This window comes from Chromobacterium sp. FG89 (assembly GCF_057808735.1).
This window is the reverse complement of record NZ_JBMDIQ010000016.1, coordinates 1-17,081: the sequence shown is the minus strand read 5'-3', so window position 1 is coordinate 17,081 and position 17,081 is coordinate 1. Positions and strand designations below refer to the sequence as shown.

General features: G+C 65.1%; 19 protein-coding genes and 1 tRNA gene. 12 read left to right on the top strand and 8 right to left on the bottom strand.

Going from position 1 to position 17,081, the window contains the following annotated elements:
• The first annotated feature begins 18 nt into the window (after positions 1 to 18).
• Both ACODRW_RS16000 and mmsB read left to right on the top strand, forming a co-directional pair.
• The gene (locus tag ACODRW_RS16000; RefSeq protein ID WP_488906162.1) at positions 19 to 1,137 is read left to right on the top strand and encodes an enoyl-CoA hydratase/isomerase family protein; all 1,119 of its coding nucleotides are present in this window, start codon (positions 19 to 21) and stop codon (positions 1,135 to 1,137) included.
• An 18-nt stretch (positions 1,138 to 1,155) separates the two neighbouring features.
• A complete protein-coding gene (gene mmsB, locus ACODRW_RS15995; RefSeq protein ID WP_107799243.1) occupies positions 1,156 to 2,046 on the top strand; it encodes a 3-hydroxyisobutyrate dehydrogenase in 891 nt (296 codons plus the stop codon).
• A 102-nt stretch (positions 2,047 to 2,148) separates the two neighbouring features.
• Here the strand turns inward: mmsB and ACODRW_RS15990 are convergent, their stop codons facing one another.
• Together ACODRW_RS15990 and ACODRW_RS15985 are read right to left on the bottom strand one after the other, a co-directional pair.
• Positions 2,149 to 3,684 (bottom strand): mechanosensitive ion channel family protein, encoded by a 1,536-nt coding sequence (locus ACODRW_RS15990; RefSeq protein WP_107799244.1) that lies wholly within the window; start codon positions 3,682 to 3,684, stop codon positions 2,149 to 2,151.
• A gap of 270 nt (positions 3,685 to 3,954) precedes the next feature.
• A complete protein-coding gene (locus ACODRW_RS15985) occupies positions 3,955 to 4,902 on the bottom strand; it encodes a tRNA dihydrouridine synthase (RefSeq protein WP_107799245.1) in 948 nt (315 codons plus the stop codon).
• A 58-nt stretch (positions 4,903 to 4,960) separates the two neighbouring features.
• Here ACODRW_RS15985 and ACODRW_RS15980 point away from each other — a divergent pair, with 58 nt between their 5' ends.
• The 10 genes from ACODRW_RS15980 to ACODRW_RS15935 all read left to right on the top strand — a co-directional run bounded on the left by ACODRW_RS15980 (position 4,961) and on the right by ACODRW_RS15935 (position 13,958).
• The gene (locus ACODRW_RS15980; protein WP_488906161.1) at positions 4,961 to 5,407 is read left to right on the top strand and encodes a GNAT family N-acetyltransferase; all 447 of its coding nucleotides are present in this window, start codon (positions 4,961 to 4,963) and stop codon (positions 5,405 to 5,407) included.
• An 87-nt stretch (positions 5,408 to 5,494) separates the two neighbouring features.
• Positions 5,495 to 6,439: a nucleoside hydrolase gene (locus ACODRW_RS15975; protein WP_107799247.1), complete on the top strand. Its 945-nt coding sequence runs from the start codon at positions 5,495 to 5,497 to the stop codon at positions 6,437 to 6,439.
• A gap of 15 nt (positions 6,440 to 6,454) precedes the next feature.
• On the top strand, positions 6,455 to 6,670 hold the full coding sequence (locus ACODRW_RS15970; RefSeq protein ID WP_043593565.1) for a DUF1653 domain-containing protein: 216 nt from the start codon (positions 6,455 to 6,457) through the stop codon (positions 6,668 to 6,670).
• Positions 6,671 to 6,678: 8 nt separating this feature from the next.
• On the top strand, positions 6,679 to 7,632 hold the full coding sequence (locus ACODRW_RS15965) for a histone deacetylase family protein (protein WP_107799248.1): 954 nt from the start codon (positions 6,679 to 6,681) through the stop codon (positions 7,630 to 7,632).
• Entirely contained in the window at positions 7,629 to 8,153 is a 525-nt protein-coding gene (gene msrA / locus ACODRW_RS15960) for a peptide-methionine (S)-S-oxide reductase MsrA (protein ID WP_107799249.1), read from the top strand. Before ACODRW_RS15965 ends, msrA begins: the two co-directional genes overlap by 4 nt.
• Positions 8,154 to 8,280: 127 nt before the next feature.
• Positions 8,281 to 10,557: an ATP-binding protein gene (locus tag ACODRW_RS15955; protein ID WP_227108154.1), complete on the top strand. Its 2,277-nt coding sequence runs from the start codon at positions 8,281 to 8,283 to the stop codon at positions 10,555 to 10,557.
• A gap of 21 nt (positions 10,558 to 10,578) precedes the next feature.
• Positions 10,579 to 11,247: a response regulator transcription factor gene (locus ACODRW_RS15950; protein ID WP_019103053.1), complete on the top strand. Its 669-nt coding sequence runs from the start codon at positions 10,579 to 10,581 to the stop codon at positions 11,245 to 11,247.
• A gap of 9 nt (positions 11,248 to 11,256) precedes the next feature.
• Positions 11,257 to 12,132: an NAD kinase gene (locus tag ACODRW_RS15945; RefSeq protein WP_107799251.1), complete on the top strand. Its 876-nt coding sequence runs from the start codon at positions 11,257 to 11,259 to the stop codon at positions 12,130 to 12,132.
• A gap of 19 nt (positions 12,133 to 12,151) precedes the next feature.
• The gene (gene recN / locus ACODRW_RS15940; protein ID WP_488906160.1) at positions 12,152 to 13,822 is read left to right on the top strand and encodes a DNA repair protein RecN; all 1,671 of its coding nucleotides are present in this window, start codon (positions 12,152 to 12,154) and stop codon (positions 13,820 to 13,822) included.
• 46 nt (positions 13,823 to 13,868) lie between these two features.
• Positions 13,869 to 13,958 (top strand) — tRNA-Ser (locus tag ACODRW_RS15935).
• A gap of 14 nt (positions 13,959 to 13,972) precedes the next feature.
• Here the strand turns inward: ACODRW_RS15935 and ACODRW_RS15930 are convergent.
• The 6 genes from ACODRW_RS15930 to ACODRW_RS15905 form a co-directional block, all read right to left on the bottom strand.
• Positions 13,973 to 15,022, bottom strand: coding sequence for a tyrosine-type recombinase/integrase (locus ACODRW_RS15930; RefSeq protein ID WP_488906201.1), 1,050 nt, complete (start codon positions 15,020 to 15,022; stop codon positions 13,973 to 13,975).
• Positions 14,962 to 15,303 carry a helix-turn-helix domain-containing protein gene (locus ACODRW_RS15925; protein WP_488906159.1) on the bottom strand — a complete coding sequence of 114 codons (342 nt, stop codon included), beginning with the start codon at positions 15,301 to 15,303 and terminating at the stop codon, positions 14,962 to 14,964. Before ACODRW_RS15925 ends, ACODRW_RS15930 begins: the two co-directional genes overlap by 61 nt.
• 43 nt (positions 15,304 to 15,346) lie before the next feature.
• The gene (locus ACODRW_RS15920; protein ID WP_488906158.1) at positions 15,347 to 15,532 is read right to left on the bottom strand and encodes a hypothetical protein; all 186 of its coding nucleotides are present in this window, start codon (positions 15,530 to 15,532) and stop codon (positions 15,347 to 15,349) included.
• A 2-nt stretch (positions 15,533 to 15,534) separates the two neighbouring features.
• Entirely contained in the window at positions 15,535 to 15,990 is a 456-nt protein-coding gene (locus ACODRW_RS15915; RefSeq protein WP_488906157.1) for a hypothetical protein, read from the bottom strand.
• A gap of 301 nt (positions 15,991 to 16,291) precedes the next feature.
• On the bottom strand, positions 16,292 to 16,570 hold the full coding sequence (locus ACODRW_RS15910; RefSeq protein WP_488906156.1) for a hypothetical protein: 279 nt from the start codon (positions 16,568 to 16,570) through the stop codon (positions 16,292 to 16,294).
• Positions 16,557 to 17,081, bottom strand: a 525-nt coding sequence (locus tag ACODRW_RS15905; protein ID WP_488906155.1) for a DUF551 domain-containing protein, incomplete at its 5' end; no start/stop codon positions are given. The genes ACODRW_RS15910 and ACODRW_RS15905, both read right to left, overlap by 14 nt.

Here is a 17,081-nt window from a genome sequence, read left to right as displayed (position 1 = left end):
CCCAAGGACGAATCCGCCATGTCCAACCTGGTACTGTTTGAAGAACTGCCGGTCCGCGGCGGCCAGCGCATCGCCATCGCCACGCTGAACGCGGAAAAATCGCTGAACGCGCTGACGCTGGACATGATACGGCTGCTGGACGCGCGCTTGAGCGCCTGGGAGAACGACGACGCCGTGGTGGCCGTGCTGCTGCGCGGCGCCGGCGACAAGGCCTTCTGCGCCGGCGGCGACGTGCGCTCGCTGCGCGCCGCGCTGCTGGAAGACGGCGAGGTCTATCCCAACCCGCACGCCGTCGCCTTCTTCAGCGAGGAATACCGGCTCGACTACCGCATCCACCGCTACCGCAAGCCGCTGATCGTATGGGGCGGCGGCATCGTCATGGGCGGCGGCCTGGGCCTGATGGCCGGCGCCAGCCACCGCGTGACCACCCCGGCCACCCGCATTGCGATGCCGGAAATCACCATAGGCCTGTACCCGGACGTGGCCGGCAGCTGGTTCCTGCAACGGATGCCGGCCAAGCTCGGCCTGTTCCTGGGCCTGACCGGCGCGCCGCTGAACGCCGGCGACGCCTTGCTGTGCAATCTGACCGACCATGTGCTGCCGGCCGACGGCCAGACCCCGCTGCTGACCGCGCTGCGCGATCTGGCCTGGGAGCAGCCGGCGGAACGCCACCACGGCCTGGTCAGCGCCCTGCTCAACGAGATGGAGCGCGACGTGGCGCTGCCGGAGGCCAACGCCGGCCGCAATCTGCTGGCGGTGCATCAGCTGATGAACCGCGGCAGCCTGGAAGCGGTGGCCGCCGCGCTGCGCGACACCGCCTTTGAAGACCCGTGGCTGGCCGCCGCCGCCAAGAGCTTCGCTCACGGCTGCCCGACGTCCGCCGCCGTCTGCTGGGAAATCTTCCAGCGCGCCAAACACCTGTCCCTGGCCGAGGTCCTGCGCATGGAGCTGGCGCTGTCGGTCAACTTCTGCGCCAAGCCGGACTTCCGCGAAGGCGTGCGCGCGCTGCTGGTGGACAAGGACCGCGCGCCGCAATGGCATTGCCGCGAGCTGGGCGATATTCCGCCGGGCTGGGTGGACAGCCATTTCGATTCGCCATGGACGGAGGCCGACCACCCGCTGGCCGCGCTCCAATAACAATCGAGGAGAGAGAAGATGCAAACCATCGCCTTCATCGGCCTGGGCAATATGGGCGGCCCCATGGCCGCCAACCTGCTGAAGCAGGGTTATCAGCTGAACGTGTTCGACCTGTCCGCCGACGCGCTGGCCAAGCTGGTCGCCGCCGGCGCGCGCGCGGCCGCCAGCGCCGCCGACGCCGTCCGCGGCGCCGACGCGGTGATTTCCATGCTGCCGGCCGGCCGCCACGTGGAAGGCCTGTACCTGGGCGAGTCCGGCCTGTTCGCGCAACTGCCGGCCGGCGCCCTGGTCATCGATTGCAGCACCATAGACGCCGCCACCGCGCGCAAGGTGGCCGCCGCGGCCGACGCCGCCGGCCTCAAGATGCTGGACGCGCCGGTATCCGGCGGCACCGCCGGCGCCGCCGCCGGCACCTTGACCTTCATCGTCGGCGGCGCCGCCGCCGAGCTGGAACGGGCGCGGCCTCTGCTGCAAGCCATGGGCAAGAACATCTTCCACGCCGGCGCCGCCGGCGCCGGCCAGACCGCCAAGATCTGCAACAATATGCTGCTGGGCATCCTGATGGCCGGCACCGCGGAGGCGCTGGCGCTGGGCGTGAAGAACGGGCTGGACCCCAAGGTGCTGTCCGACATCATCAGCCAGAGCTCCGGCCGCAACTGGGCCACCGAGCTGTACAACCCCTGGCCCGGCGTGATGGAGAACGCGCCGGCCAGCCGCGGCTACAGCGGCGGCTTCATGACCGAACTGATGCTGAAAGACCTGGGTCTGGCCGAGGAAACCGCGCTGCACAGCCACGCGGCCAATCCGCTGGGATCGCTGGCCCGCAATCTGTACGAGGAACACGCGCAGGCCGGCTTCGGCAAACTGGACTTCTCCAGCATCCTCAAGCACTTCCACCCGCTGGATTGAGTACTGTCGCGCGGCCCCGCCTTGGGGCCGCTGACAAGGCTCCGGAGACCAGCCGCCACGCATTTGGCGCGGCAAGCCCATCCGGGCGGTGCTGAATGACGGTCAATGCTTGGCCAGGCCGAAGAAACGCCGGATCTTGTCCACCAGCTCCGCCCGCTGCGGCGAGCCGTGGCCCTCCTGCCAATCCTGCGGCAGCTTGCGGGTGCGCTCGGCCAGGCGTTCCGCCAGAATCGACGAGATCGCCTCGGCCAACTCCTTGCGCGAACTCAGAATAGACTGGAAGGACTCCTTGTCCAGCCGCAGGCACTCCACATTGGAACGCGCGATCACGGTGCCGCTGCGCGCCTCGCCGGTCATCAAGCCCATTTCGCCGAAGAAGTTGCCGCCTTCCAGCACGTCCACCAGCTTGCGGCTGCCGTCCGGCAGGTTCACCCACACCTCTACCTCGCCGCTGAGCATGATGTAGAGCCAATGCGCGACCGCGCCCTGATGCATGATGATGTCGCCGGTGACGAAGGGCGTGAACTTGAGCTGATCGGCCAACACCACCATTTCCTCGTCGTTGAGGCTGGTCAGCAGCTCCACCTTGCGCAGCGCCTGCACCCTCTCCTCCAGGTGCTTCTTCATCCGCGCTTCCATATACTTTTCATTGTCCTTGATGGTCAGCACATTGTAGTGCGGCGAGGACATTTTCAGATTATGGCGGCGCAAGGCGGCGTCGATATGGGTGCGCACCACGGAATCGGTCAGATCGTCGGCGGCGAGATCCGTCAGCCAGTAACGCACCGCGTACTTGCTGTAGCCGTTCTCGAAACCCATCAAAATACAGTTGGGCTCCGGCGACAAGGCCACGCCGGGCAGTTGCGCCTCGCGCAAGGAGCGCTCCACCACGGTGATGATCTGATTGGGCAGCGTGTCCCAATTGATGTTGAACCACACCCAGCGCCGCCATTGCAGCGGGCCGCCCTGGTGCTTGCCCAGGATGGCGAACTGCCCCTTCATCAGCTGGCTGTTGGGAATCACCACGGTTTCCCAGTTGCGGGTTTCCACCAGGGTGGCGCGCCAATTGATTTCCACCACCCGGCCGGACAGCTCGCCGGACTTGATCCAGTCCCCCACCTCCACCGAATTGTCCAGTTGCAGCGACAGACCGGCCAGGATATTGCCCAGCGTGTCCTGCATGGAAAACGCCAGCACGCCGGTGATCACCGCCGAGGTGGTGACGATGTGGCTCAGGTCCAGGCCGGCCAGGCGCAAGAGCACCAGGCCCCAGCCCACGCAGCCCAGCACCAGCAGGATGTCTTCCAGAATGCGCGGCGGATGCAGGCGCAGCAAGGGCAGGAACAAACGCATCAACATCATCGCCCACAGCCGGATCAGCGCCAGGCCCAGCACGATGATGGCCACCTGCTTGATCCACTCCGCCACCGCCTGATCGCCCTGCGGGCCCAGATTGATCACCACCAGCGCAACGGCGGCGGCCAGCAGCGAACGCAGCGTCGACTTGCGGGCTTCCGGCCGCAGCAGATAGAGCAAGGCGGCGCAGGCGGCCGTCAGCGCCACGAACAGCGTCAGACTGTCGTGCCACGCCTGAGGGATCAGCTTTTCCAGCCAGCTAACCGTCGGGGCCGTATCCATGCCGCCTCCGCGATGAAATCTTTGATGGGAAACCGCCGATGGCGGCGCCGCTGCGGCAGGGAAGAGGGGGAAACAACAGGCCGGCCGCTTTTCATTGATAGTCCATCGCGGCGGATAAAAAAAATCCCTCCCGTGTAGGGAGGGCTGCAAGGTATCGGGGAAGTGTAATCGCCGGAGCTGGGGAGCCGCCGGAATCACAGCGCCCTGCTATACCAGTGCAGCGCGCAATTGAATGCTACACATTCCCATAGCATTTAGATATGAGTACATTTACTTAGCAAGCATGTCTCGCAGTACAGGTTCCACATCGTCCGGCGTGGTCAGCCTGCGGATGCGCTCGAACAAGGCGCCGGCCTCGGGCCAGGTGCGCTTGAGCTGCCCCAGCCATTGCTTGGTGCGCGCCACCGGGTAGCGTCCGTCCTCGGACTGGACGCGGCACTGCAGAAACAGGTCCAGCACCCAGGGCTGCATCTCGCTCCAGGGCATGGCTTCGGCGCCGTCCCCGCGCTTGATGCGCAGCGCCAGGTCCGGGCAGGCCACCAGGCCGCGGCCTATCATCACCGTGTCGCAGCCGCTTTGCTCGCGGATGGCGCGGTAATCGTCCAGCGTCCACACCTCGCCGTTGGCCACCACCGGCACCGCCACGCTCTCGCGGATGCGGGCGATCCAGTCCCAATGCGCCGGCGGCCGGTAGCCCTCCACCTTGGTGCGGCCGTGCACCGCCAGTTCCTGCGCGCCGCCGGCTTCCAGCGCCCGCGCGCATTCCAAGGCCCGGCTTTTGTCTTCATAGCCCAGCCGCATTTTGGCGGTGACCGGTATTTCGGCCGGCACCGCCGCGCGCACCGCCTGGACGATCTGGAACAACAGCTCGGGATCGTTGAGCAGGACGGCGCCGCCGCGATGGCGGTTGACAGTGGGCGCCGGACAGCCGAAATTCAGGTCTATGCCCGGCGCGCCCAGGCTGGCGGCCTTGGCGGCGTTCTCGGCCAGACAGGCCGGGTCCGAACCCAGCAATTGCACCCGCACCGTGACGCCGGCGCGGGTCTTGCCGCCGCGCGCCAGCTCCGGGGCCAGCCGCATGAAAGTGCGGGTGGGCAGGAGCGCCGAGGTGACGCGGACGAACTCGGTCACGCACAGATCAATGCCGCCCACCCGGGTCAGCACATCGCGCATCGCCTCGTCCACCAGGCCCTCCATCGGGGCAAGAACCAATTTCATTGCAAACATCGCCGGAAAAAAGGCGAATATTGTACCGCAAAGCGGGGAAAGGCATTCAATGCAAATCGCCATCCGCCAGGCCGGCGCGGAATCCGTCCGCTGCTGGCTGCCCTTGTTTATGGCTTATCTCGATTTTTATCGTACGGCGCAGCCGGCGGAAGCCTGCGCCGCCTTCCTGGAACAGCGGCTGAGCACGGGCGAAGCGGTGGTCTTCCTGGCGGAAGACGCCGCCGGCGTCCAAGGCTTCGCCCTGCTCTATCCCGGCTTCTCCTCGCTCTCCCTGCGCCCGCACTGGCTGCTGCACGACTTGTTCGTATCACCGGCCTGCCGCGGCGGCGGCGTCGGCCGCGTATTGCTGGAGCGTTGCCAGGCCCATGTCGCCGCGCTGGGCGGCGGCCTCACGCTGCAAACCGCGCACGGCAATCTGAACGCGCAGCGGCTGTACGAACAATCCGGATTTAAACTGGATAGCGAATTCCGGGTCTATGAATGGAGCCCCGGATAAGCCGGGCGCGCCGGAGCTCGCCTTGACGCGCCGCCAAGCGCTGCGGCATCCTTCGCCCCCTTGATGACATTGCCCAATGGAGCCGACATGAAACAGCATCGCGTCATCTTCGACACGGACCCTGGCCTCGACGACGCGGTCGCCATCCTGTTCCTGCTGGGCGCGAGCGCCGACATCGAGCTGCTCGGCCTGACCACGGTGGCCGGCAACGTGGGCGTGGAACTGACCACCCGCAACGCCCGCATCGTCTGCGAATGGGCCGGCCGCGGCGACGTGCCGGTCTACGCCGGCGCCGACCGGCCGCTGGTCCAGCCCTACCAGGGCGCCGAGCACGTGCACGGCGCCAGCGGCCTGGACGGCGCGCCGCTGCACGAGCCCGCCATGCCGGTGCGCGCCGAACACGCGGTGGACTTCATCGTGGACACCCTGCGCCGCGAACCGGCCGGCAGCGTCACCCTGTGCCCGGTGGGCCCGCTGAGCAATATCGCGCTGGCCTTGCGCCGCGCGCCGGACATCGCCGCGCGCATCGGCCGCATCGTGCTGATGGGCGGCGGCTATTTCGCCGGCGGCAATATGACTCCGGCGGCGGAGTTCAACATCCACACCGACCCGCACGCGGCCGATATCGTGCTGCGCTGCGGCGCGCCCATCGTGATCTTGCCGCTGGACGTCACCCACCAGGCCACGACCACGCCGGCGCGCGTGGAATGGCTGCGCGGCCTGCCCAATCGCTGCGGCCCGCTGGCGGCCGCGCTGCTGACTTCGCTGGAGCGCTACGATGTGCAAAAGCTGGGCCAGGACGGCGCGCCGGTGCACGACCCCTGCGTGATCGCCTATCTGCTGCGCCCCGAGCTGTTCCGCGGCCGCGAAGTCAACGTGGTGGTGGAACTGGCCGGCCACTACACCACCGGCGCCACCGTGGTGGACTGGCACGGCGAATCCGGCCGCGCGCCCAACGCGCTCTACCTGACCGAGGTGGACGCCGACGGCCTGTTCCAGCTGATGGCCGACGCCCTCTCCCATCTGCCGTAAACCCAAGGAGGCCCCATGAAAATCGCTCCCGGCATTTATCGCCATTACAAAGGCCCGCTCTATGAAGTGCTGGGCACCGCCACCCACTCCGAAACCGGCGAACTGCTGGTGATGTACCGCGCGCTCTACGGCGAGTTCGGCCTGTGGGCGCGCCCGGCCGGCATGTTCGAGGAAAGCGTCGCGCACGAGGGCCAGACCCTGCCGCGCTTCGCCCTGGTCAAGGCCTTCTGAGCGCCGCGATGCGCATTTTCCGCACCGATCAGTTCCCGCTGCCGCTGCCGCCCGGACACCGTTTCCCGGCGCAGAAGTACGCCTTGCTGGCGCAGGCGGTGGCCGGCTTCGCCGCCGAGGCGATGGACGCCGCGCCGGCGGCCAGCCGCTACGAGCTGGCGCTGGCCCACGACGACGCCTACCTGGACAAGGTGTTCAACGGCGCGCTCAGCGCCGCTGAGCAGCGCGAGATCGGCCTGCCCTGGAGCCCGCAACTGCTGGAACGCAGCCGCCGCTCGGTGGGCGCCACCATCGCCGCCGCCCGCTGGGCGCTGACGCGCGGCTGCGGCGTCAACCTGGCCGGCGGCACCCACCACGCCGGCCGCGCGATGGGCAGCGGTTTTTGCGTGTTCAACGATATCGCCGTGGCCGCGCGGCTGATGCTGGACGAGGGCCTGGCCCGCCGCGCGCTGGTGCTGGACCTGGACGTGCATCAGGGCGACGGCACCGCCGCCATCACCCGCGGCGACGCGCGCATCTTCACCTTCTCCATGCACGGCGCCGGCAATTTCCCCTTCCGCCGCGAAGCCGGCGATCTGGACATCGAACTGCCGGACGGAACCGGCGACCAGACCTATCTCGCCGCCCTGGCCGAACACCTGCCGCGCCTGTTCGCCGCCGATCCGGACCTGGTCTTCTACCTGGCCGGCGCCGATCCCTACGCCGGCGACCGCCTGGGCAAGCTGGCGCTGAGCCGGGACGGCCTGGCCGCGCGCGACCGCATGGTGCTGGAAGCCTGTCGCCAGTCCAAAGCCGCCGTCGCCGTCGTCATGGGCGGCGGCTACGCGGTGCCCATAGAAGACACCGTGGCGATCCAGACCGAAACCGTGCGCCTGGCCTGGCAAATCTTCGGCGCCGAGGGACAGATCGCCCGCCCCGGCGCGACTCATACACACCCACCCCGTCAATGGAGTCCGACATGAAAACCGCAACCTTCGCCGGCGGCTGCTTCTGGTGCATAGAAAGCGCCTACAACCGCCTGGCCGGCGTCCACAGCGCCGTATCCGGCTATACCGGCGGCCCCGGCGCCCACCCCAGCTACAAGGAAGTCTGCGCCGGCCGCAGCGGTCACGTGGAAGCCGTGCAAATCCGCTACGATCCCGCCCAGATAGACTACGACACCCTGCTGCGCGCCTTCTTCGCCCTGCACGACCCCACCACCCTCAACCGCCAGGGCAACGACGTCGGCCCGCAATACGCGTCGGTGCTGTTCTATCACGACGAGGAACAACGCCAGGCGGCGGAGCGCATGATGGCGGAGCGGGCCGGCGATTACCCGGCCCCCATCGTCACCCGGCTGGAGGCCGCCGCGCCCTTTTATCCGGCCGAAGACTATCACCAGCAATACTTTGATCAACATGGCCACGAACCCTATTGTCAAATGGTGGTTGCGCCAAAATTGGCCAAGTTTCAGCAATATTTTTCTGTTTATTTGAAAAAATAAGCCACACCCTGCCAGGGGCGAGCCCAGCTCCCGGCTTGGTTCGCGCGCCCCGGGCATCGCCGCTATAATCCGGCTCAGTAGCGGCGATGCCCAGATTGGCTGCGCGCCGGACGAACCCAATCTCCCCATGGCAGACAAGCACAGCATCATCACTGCATTCCGCACCGCCCTCACCCGTCACCTGGACCTGTTGCGCACCGCCTCCCCGCGCGGACGCCTGGCCTGCGCCGTGTTGTGGCTGCTCACCTTCGCCCTCTTGCTGGGCCAATCGGTGGCGCTGGACCTCAACCAGCAGCATCAGGAGCACCAGCAGGTGCACGGCCTGATTCTCTCCAGCCTGCAAACCCGGCTGCAGGAAAGCGAGATGCTGCAACAAAGCGTGGTCGACATCGTCGATCAGGAAAACAGCCTGCGCGAACAACGCATCCGCCTCTTGGTGGAATCGCTGGCGCGCGAACAGCCGCAGCTCTACTTCATCGGCTACCAGCCGCTGGTCAGCCACGCCTACCGCCGCGAATTCGAGCGCATGCGCAGCCAGCTGCAAGGTCAGCCCTACCGCATCCGCGACTACCAGCACCAGCAGGACAACGCCTGGGACCAGCAGCAAGCCTGGAGGCTGGCGGCCAAACGGCCGCGCTACCTGCCGCTGAGCATGGCCGAACCCGGCCTCGCCTCGGACGATTGGCGCGAAATGGGCCTGGACCTGCTGGCCGACAGCGTGCTGGCGCCCACCGTCCACCGCGCGATGGGCCAGGGCGAGGCGGTGTCCCCGGTGCTGCGCCTCAACAACGGCAAACAGGGCCTGGCCTTCTTCTCCGCCGTCTACAACACCGAAGCGCCGTCCCCGGTGCCGCTGGTGCGCAGCGAACAGACCGCCGGCATGGTGGTGCAAGTGCTGTCCCTGGACAGACTGGTCAGCCTGACCCCCAATATGGCGACGCGCTACAGCGTGGCGCTGCAACGCAAGGACAGCGCGCCCAGCGGCTACGACCCGCTGATCTACCGCCACCAACAGCAGGACCGGCCCGGCTGGCTGGCGCAATGGCTGCTGCCGGCGCTGGAAATCCGTAAAAGCCTGGACACCCCCTATCTGCCCTACGAACTGACGGTGCGCCGCCAGCTCAGCTTCGACCGCACCGCGCCGCTGGAGCTCTTGCTCAGCGCCCTCTTCTCCATGGTGCCGGCCTACTTGCTGCTGATCATCCTGGCGCTGCTGGCGCAAAACCGCCAGGCGCAGGAACAGGCGCAAGACCGGCTGCACCGCGAGCGCGAATACGCGATGGTGGCGCTCAGCGGCATCAGCGACGCGGTGATCAGCATCGACATCGATCTGAGCATCCGCTACCTCAACCCGGCGGCGGAAACCCTGCTCGGCCTGAAGGCGCTCGACGCCGCGCAACGCAAGCTGCACCAAGTGGTGAGGCTCAACTACGAATTTGCACGCCAGGTGGAAGAAGACCCGGTGCACAAGGCCATCCAGCGCCGCGAAACCGTGCTGCTGGCGCAAAACTGCTACCTGATACGCAGCGACGGCGAAAAACTGCTGATCGAAGGCTCGGTGTCCCCGCTGCCCGGCCGCGACGGCCGGCTGATGGGCGCGGTGCTGACCTTCCGCGACACCGCCCCCATCCGCCGCCGCATGCTGGCGGCGCTGGAAGCCAGCGAAACCCGGCTGCGCCAGCACGAAATGGAGCTGGCCCGCGTCGCCCGCATCAACACCATGGGCGAGATGGCCTCCGGCATCGCCCACGAGATCAACCAGCCGCTGTCCGCCATCATGAGTTACTGCCAGGCCGGGCTCAGCCTGCTGGAAGACGAAGAACCGGACATGGCCATGCTGCGCCGCGCGCTGGACTCCTCCGTCACCCAGGCCAGCCGCGCCGGCCAGATCATCCAGCGCCTGCGCGAGTTCGTGATCAAGAAAACCCAGCAATTCAACCCCATAGACCTGAACCAGGTGGTGGGCAATGCGCTCAACCTGCTGGAATACGAACTGAAAACCCACGATATTCATATTGAGCAGAATATTTGCCACGACCTGCCATTGGTCTACGCTGACAACATACAACTGGAACAAGTGGTGCTGAACCTGATGCGCAACGCGCTGGACGCCATGGAAACCGTCGCCCCCTGGGGGCGGCTCAGCATCGCCACCAGCCTGAACGGCCGCTGGATCCGGCTGAGCATAGGCGACAACGGCGCCGGCATCGCGCCGGAATTGCTGGACCGCATCTTCGCGCCCTTCTTCAGCACCAAGGCCAGCGGCATGGGATTGGGCCTGGCCATCTGCCAGACCGCCATAGAAGCGTTCGGCGGCAAGCTGAGCGCGCGCAATAAATCAACCGGCGGCGCGGAATTCATCATTGAACTGCCGCAACGGGACGCGCCGCCGTCAACGGGGTAACCGGCAGGAGTCAAAAACACAATGCAAAACACCACGCCAACCGTCTACATCGTCGACGACGACCCAGCCGTGCTGGACTCGCTGGCCATGCTGATCGCCGCGCAAGGCATGCGCACCGTCACCTTTCCCAACGCGATGGAGTTTCTCGCCCACTACGGCGGCAACGACATCGCCTGCCTGGTGCTGGACATCCGCATGCCGCAAATCACCGGCCTGGCGCTGCAAGAACAGCTGATCGACAAAAACGTGACCCTGCCCATCGTCTTCATCACCGGCCACGGCGACATCGAACAATGCCGCCGCGCCTTCCAGACCGGCGCCATCGACTTTCTGACCAAGCCCATAGACCAGGCGCGGCTGATAGAAAGCCTGCGCAAAGGCATACGGCTGAGCATTCTGCAACACCGCAAGGAAGAGGAAACCCAGGAAGTGATGGGCCTGCTCGCCCGCATCAGCGGCCGCGAGCGCGAAGTGCTGGAACTGGTGGCGGACGGCATGTCCAGCAAGGAAATCGCCCGGGTGCTGGACCTGTCCCCGCGCACCATAGAAGTACATAGGGCCAACCTGTTCAACAAACTCGGTGTAGACTCTCTGGCGGACCTGGTGCGCTTCTACCTGAAAGCGCTGGAAGCCACCGGCAAGAAACCCAACGACGACAGTTTTTTGAACGATACGCCCACCCCTTACTGAAACAACGCCATGGAACGACTGTTCAAACACGTCTGCCTGGTGGCGCGGCACAGCAAGCCCGCCATCGTTGAATCCCTGCGCCAGCTGGCCGACCACCTGTCCGCCTCCGGCGCCACCGTGCTGATCGACAAGGACAGCGCCACCCAGCAGGAAGCCGGCCCGCACGCGCTGATAGACCGCAACGACATGGGCAAGCTGGCCGACATCGTCATCGTGCTGGGCGGCGACGGCACCATGCTGTCCATCGCCCGGCTGCTGGCCCCCTACCGCGTGCCGCTGATCGGCATCAACCAGGGCCGGCTGGGCTTCATGACCGACATCCCGCTGCACGAGATGCTGGACTCCGTGGACGCCATCCTGCGCGGCGACTTCGTGCCGGAAGACCGCATCCTGCTGCAGGCCGCGGTGATACGCGAAGACGCCGAAGTGGCCAACGCGCTGGCCTTCAACGACGTGGTGTTCAGCCGCGGCGCCATGGGCTCGATGATAGAGTTCGAAGTCTTCATCGATAACCAGTTCGTCTACAGCCAACGTTCGGACGGCCTGATCGTCTCCACCCCCACCGGCTCCACCGCCTACTCGCTGGCCTCCGGCGGCCCCATCCTGCACCCCACGCTGCAGGCCATCGCCCTGGTGCCCATCTGCCCGCAATCGCTGAGCAACCGCCCCATCGCGGTCAACGACTCCTGCGAAGTGGAATTCATGCTCACCCGCGGCCTGGACGCGCGCGTGCACTTCGACGGCCAATCCCATTGCGACCTGATGGAAATGGACCGCGTGCTGATCCGCCGCTACCGCAACCCGCTGCGCATCCTGCATCCGGTGGGTTACAACTACTACGACATGCTGCGCCACAAGCTCCACTGGGGCGAGCGCCTGCTCTGACACCTGACGCGAACACCCCATGCTCCTATCGCTGACCGTTAAAGACTTCGTCATCGTCGACAGCATCTCGCTGGACTTCCAAGCCGGCTTCACCGTGCTCACCGGCGAAACCGGCGCCGGCAAATCCATTCTGCTGGACGCCCTGAGCCTGCTGCTGGGCGACCGCGCCGAAGGCGCGCAAGTGCGCGAAGGCGCGGAGCGCGCCGAGATCACCGCCGAATTCGACACCCGCGGCCGCCCTGAAATCGACGCCTGGCTGGACGAAAACGGCCTCAACGGCGACGACGACGTGCTCCTGCTGCGCCGGCTGCTGGACAAATCCGGCCGCTCGCGCAGCTTCGTCAACGGCCAGGCCGCCACCCTCAGCCAGCTCAAGCAGCTGAGCGAATTCCTGGTCGACATCCACGGCCAGCACGCCCACCAATCGCTGATGAAGGCGGACGCCCAGCGCCAGCTGCTGGACGCCTACGCCGGCTCCGTCGCGCTGGCCCGAGACGTGAACAAGGCCTGGCAAGACTGGCAGACCGCCCGCCGCGCCCGCGCCGACGCCGAACGGCTGTCGCGCGAATCCGAAGTCGAGCGCGAACGGCTGAACTGGCAGATCAACGAACTGAGCGAGCTCAAGCTGCAGCCGGACGAATGGAGCGCGCTGAACCAGAGCCACTCCAGGCTGGCCAACGCCGCCGAACTGGCGCAAAGCGCCCAGCTGGCGGTGGACACCCTATCCGAGATGGACAATAGCTGCCTGACCATGCTGTCCCAGGTGCAAACCCGGCTCAGCAAGCTGGCCAATCTGGACCCGCGGCTGGCGGACACCCTGTCGCTGCTCGACTCCGTGGACGCTGAGTTGCGCGAAGTGGTCTACAGCCTGCGCGACTACGCCAGCGACATCGACGAAAACCCCGGCCAGCTGGCCGAAGTGGAAGGCCGGCTGGAAGCGCTGATGAGCACCGCGCGCAAATACCGGGTGCAGCCGCAAGACCTGCAGGAAAAACTGGACGACTGGCAGCAACAGCTGCAAGCGCTGGAAGCCTCCGCCGACATCGAAGCGCTGGCGCTGGCCGAAGCCTCCACGCTGGCGCGCTACCGCGCGCAGGCCGAGGCCCTGTCCGGCAAGCGCCGCCAGGCCGCCAGCGAGCTGTCCGCCCGCATCGGCGCGGAAATGCAGCACCTGGCGATGAGCGGCGCGCGCTTCGCCATCGAACTGGCCGCCCTGTCCGAACCCGGCGCCCACGGCCTGGAGTCCATCGAATACCTGGTGGCCGCCAACGCCGGCACCAGCCTGCGCCCGCTGGCCAAAGTGGCCTCCGGCGGCGAACTGTCCCGCATCAGCCTGGCCATGCAAGTGGTGATCAGCCAGGTGGCCAGCGTGCCCACGCTGATCTTCGACGAAGTAGACGTCGGCATCGGCGGCCGCGTCGCCGAAGTCATCGGCCACATGCTGCGCCAGCTGGGCCAGCGCTACCAGGTGCTGTGCATCACCCACCTGCCCCAAGTGGCCTCCTGCGGCAGCCATCACTGGCAAGTCAGCAAGAGCGAGCACAAGGGCCGGGTCAAGAGCCGCATCGAGCCGCTGAACAGCGAACAACGGGTGCTGGAAATCGCCCGCATGCTGGGCGGCGTGGAGCTGACCCAGACCACGCGCGAGCACGCGGCGGAAATGCTGGCGTCAAATGCGCCGGCCCTCTAGTCAAAGCGCCTAAGACCCGCTAAAATTGCGCCCTCTTACCGAATCGGGAAGCGTGGCAGAGTGGTTTAATGCAACGGTCTTGAAAACCGTCGTGGGTGCGAGCCCACCGTGAGTTCGAATCTCACCGCTTCCGCCAAAAAAGCTTAGAAATCAAGGCGCTGCACACTGTAGCGCCTTTTTCTTTTCTTCTTCGTGCACTTCACACCGTTGTAGGTGTGTCGTATTTGTACCGCTATCCAAAAGCCCATCCACCTTCTCTATGTGCTCTCTTAGATGCTCAGGAGCAAGGTGCGCATAGCGCTTTACCATTTCAAAAGATTGCCAGCCGCCGAGCTCTTGAATGATGTGTAGCGGTACTCCTGACTGCACAAGCCAGCTTGCCCAAGTGTGTCGAAGATCGTGAAACCGGAAGTTCTCTATCCCCGACTTTCTCAAGCCATTCCGAAACCCATCTGCTGCAGCAGTCTTTACTGGTCGCCCCCTAAAGGTAAACACCCATTTCGGATTTTTGCCAACTTGGGAAATCAAGGCGTCCAGCGCTGATTGATTGAGCGGAATACCAATAGCCTTGCCCGCCTTGGCATCTTCCGGATGAACCCATGCCATCTTCTGAACCAAGTTGACTTGCGACCACTGGAGCCCAACAATGTTGCCGTGACGCAATCCAGTAGACAAAGCAAACTTCACAATCGCCTGAAGATGAGGGGCAAGCTCGGATAGCAGCCGGCTTGCCTCTTGCTTTGTGATCCACCTGATACGCTTGTTGGCTTCCTTTTTCTTCTTGAATGTCAAGACTCTATCAATCCACTCCCACTCATTCGCTGCCAGTCTAAACAGCGTTGCCGCAAAAGTGAGGTATCTGTTCATGCGGGAACCGGTAACAGACTCGCCCTTTCTCTTCGACCTACTAAACGGCCCGGCCCGGTCATAGGTGAGTTGCGATACTGCTGACAGAACCTCATCCCGTTTGATCGATCTCAGCTCCCGTCCAGCGAAAAACCCGGTGAAATACTTAATAAAGCACTTGTCATCATTCAGGCTTTTCTTGTGAGCTTTTTCCCGCAGATACCTGACGCACGCCTGTTCCCACGTGTACGCCGGCTTTTCTCCCAGTTGCTCAACTCGCCAGCGCTCGGCCATCAACTTATCGTAGAGTTCCTGCGCCTGGACCCGGTCACGCGTCCCAAGAGATTGCCTAATTCGATTTCCGCCTGGCGTTGCGAAATCGCACCACCAAGTTCTACCGCGCTGATAGATCGACATACGTCTACTCCTTTCTCTTCATCGTCGACCTGCGCCTCTTGCCGGTCTTCATTCTGGCCCTCGCTGACATAGCTCACAAGGTCCGACTTCAAAAACACCCACGCACGGCCGATCTTTCGACCGCGCAGCTTATTCTTCCGCGCAAGCTGATACACCGTGTCCTTGCAGCAATGCAGGAACACAGCGGCTTGGCCGATATCCATCGTCGATTCGTCCATGTCGATGCCCGTATAAAGAAGAAGGGCCACCCTCGGGCAGCCCTCAAAACACAATTTCCGGCGGTGACCAGTCCCCGCCCCACTCCGCCGTTTTGTCCGGCAGCCACTCGCTACGGGTGCAAGTCGTGCCCGGCGTCGGCTTCGGCGGCTCCGGGCCAAGGTAGATGACCTCGGCGCCGCGCCGCTGGATGTAGCGGTAGACCGGTGGCGCCGGCAGCGCGGCGGCCATCCCTACGCCGCCGGCGGAATGACCGGGCCGACGAACTGCCAGCCTTTCATCCCGTATTCGATGCCTTCGACGTTGCTGACATCAATCAGCGCCCACTTCATATTCGGCCCATGGCGTGCCCAGTAGCGGTTCCCCGCCACAAGATCGGCAGCGCCCAGGATTGGCGGCGCTTCGCTGGCTGCCTCCACCTCGTATTCGAGTTCGCCGATGCGCACAAAGGCCCCGACCAGATCCTGCTCCAGCTCGGCGATGCGGGCGAGAAGCGCCAGGACCATGGCGGGGTTGGCCGCCGCGATGAAGTCGCCATCCTCTGCGGCGTGAAATACTTCGGCGATGGAGGCGCGCGACAGCTCGCCGGTTTTGGCTTCAATCAGGCTGACGCCACGTTGGATCCACGGCCCAGGCGTAGCCGCGCGCGCCAGGCGCTCAAGCTCAGCCAGTTGTTCCTTGGTGATCATGCTGCCGCTCCTCTCTTAATGGGTGCCCACCACCCGCTCCGGCACCGACCGGTGTAACCGCACTCTCTGCAGCCAGAGCCGGTTCCGTTATAGTGGTCCCGCCCGTGGTAGCATCCGCTGCATGCCTGACTCCACCTTGCGGACTCGCGAACCTCGCCGTCGATAATCGCGTAAGCCTTCCGTCGGTCCAGCCGCTGGCCCGCAATCCTGTCTGCTTCTTCGAAGGTGCTTGTGCGGTCGTCACACTTGATAAACCCGTTCTCCACCGTGGTGCTGAAACGCTTGATTACGCTGCCAGCCATCACTCGCCCCCTTTCTTTCGCAGCAATGCACCGTCCAGCGCCTCCAGCACAGCCTCCTCTGCGCACTTGCTCGCAGAGTCTGCCCACCAGCCGTCATAATCCATCTGGCCGCTCGGGGCCCATACCCGGATGTACCAGTCATCGCCGTCAAAATCCCGCGATACAAGGATCTCGTGGTCGCGATAGAGGCAGCCGATCTCCAGCTCATCAACAGCAAGTATCTCGACCTGCAGTGCCTGAAACTCCAGCTTGGCGCGGTCTTGGTCAGTGGTTTGCATCACTACCCCCTTTCGCCTCGGCCGCCAGACGCGCGCCGGTCTCTTGAGTCGGAGCGGCCGGGAGCGGTTGCCAATGTGTTGGTTTGGTCGGCCAGCACGATGGCGCGTCGTCCGCCTCTACCGATGTCTCGTACCATCCGGCTTCGAACAGATCGCCATCCTCCCAGTTATCTTCGATGTGCGCCTTGGTAAACCACTGGCCGCGGAGGGTTCGCCAATTGCCGTGGCTGTTGAAGTAGCCCAGCAAGATGGTTCTGCCGTCCGTGGGCGCTGTTTCAATCTGCTGCCACTTGTCCGGTTTGGGCTGTTCGGCCTGGGCCGGTGCCGGCGCTGGGCCTGTGAGGATGTAATCAACGAACAACACTTCGCCCAGGCCGTGGCGCCCGTCGTAGTCTTCATCAACGGCGACTTGCTGAGTCGTCCCGTGGACAACGCCCCAGCACACATTCTCGACATCTTCGTCCCATCCATCGCCAGCCACCTCGCGGTACGCGTCGATGGCTGCCTGCGC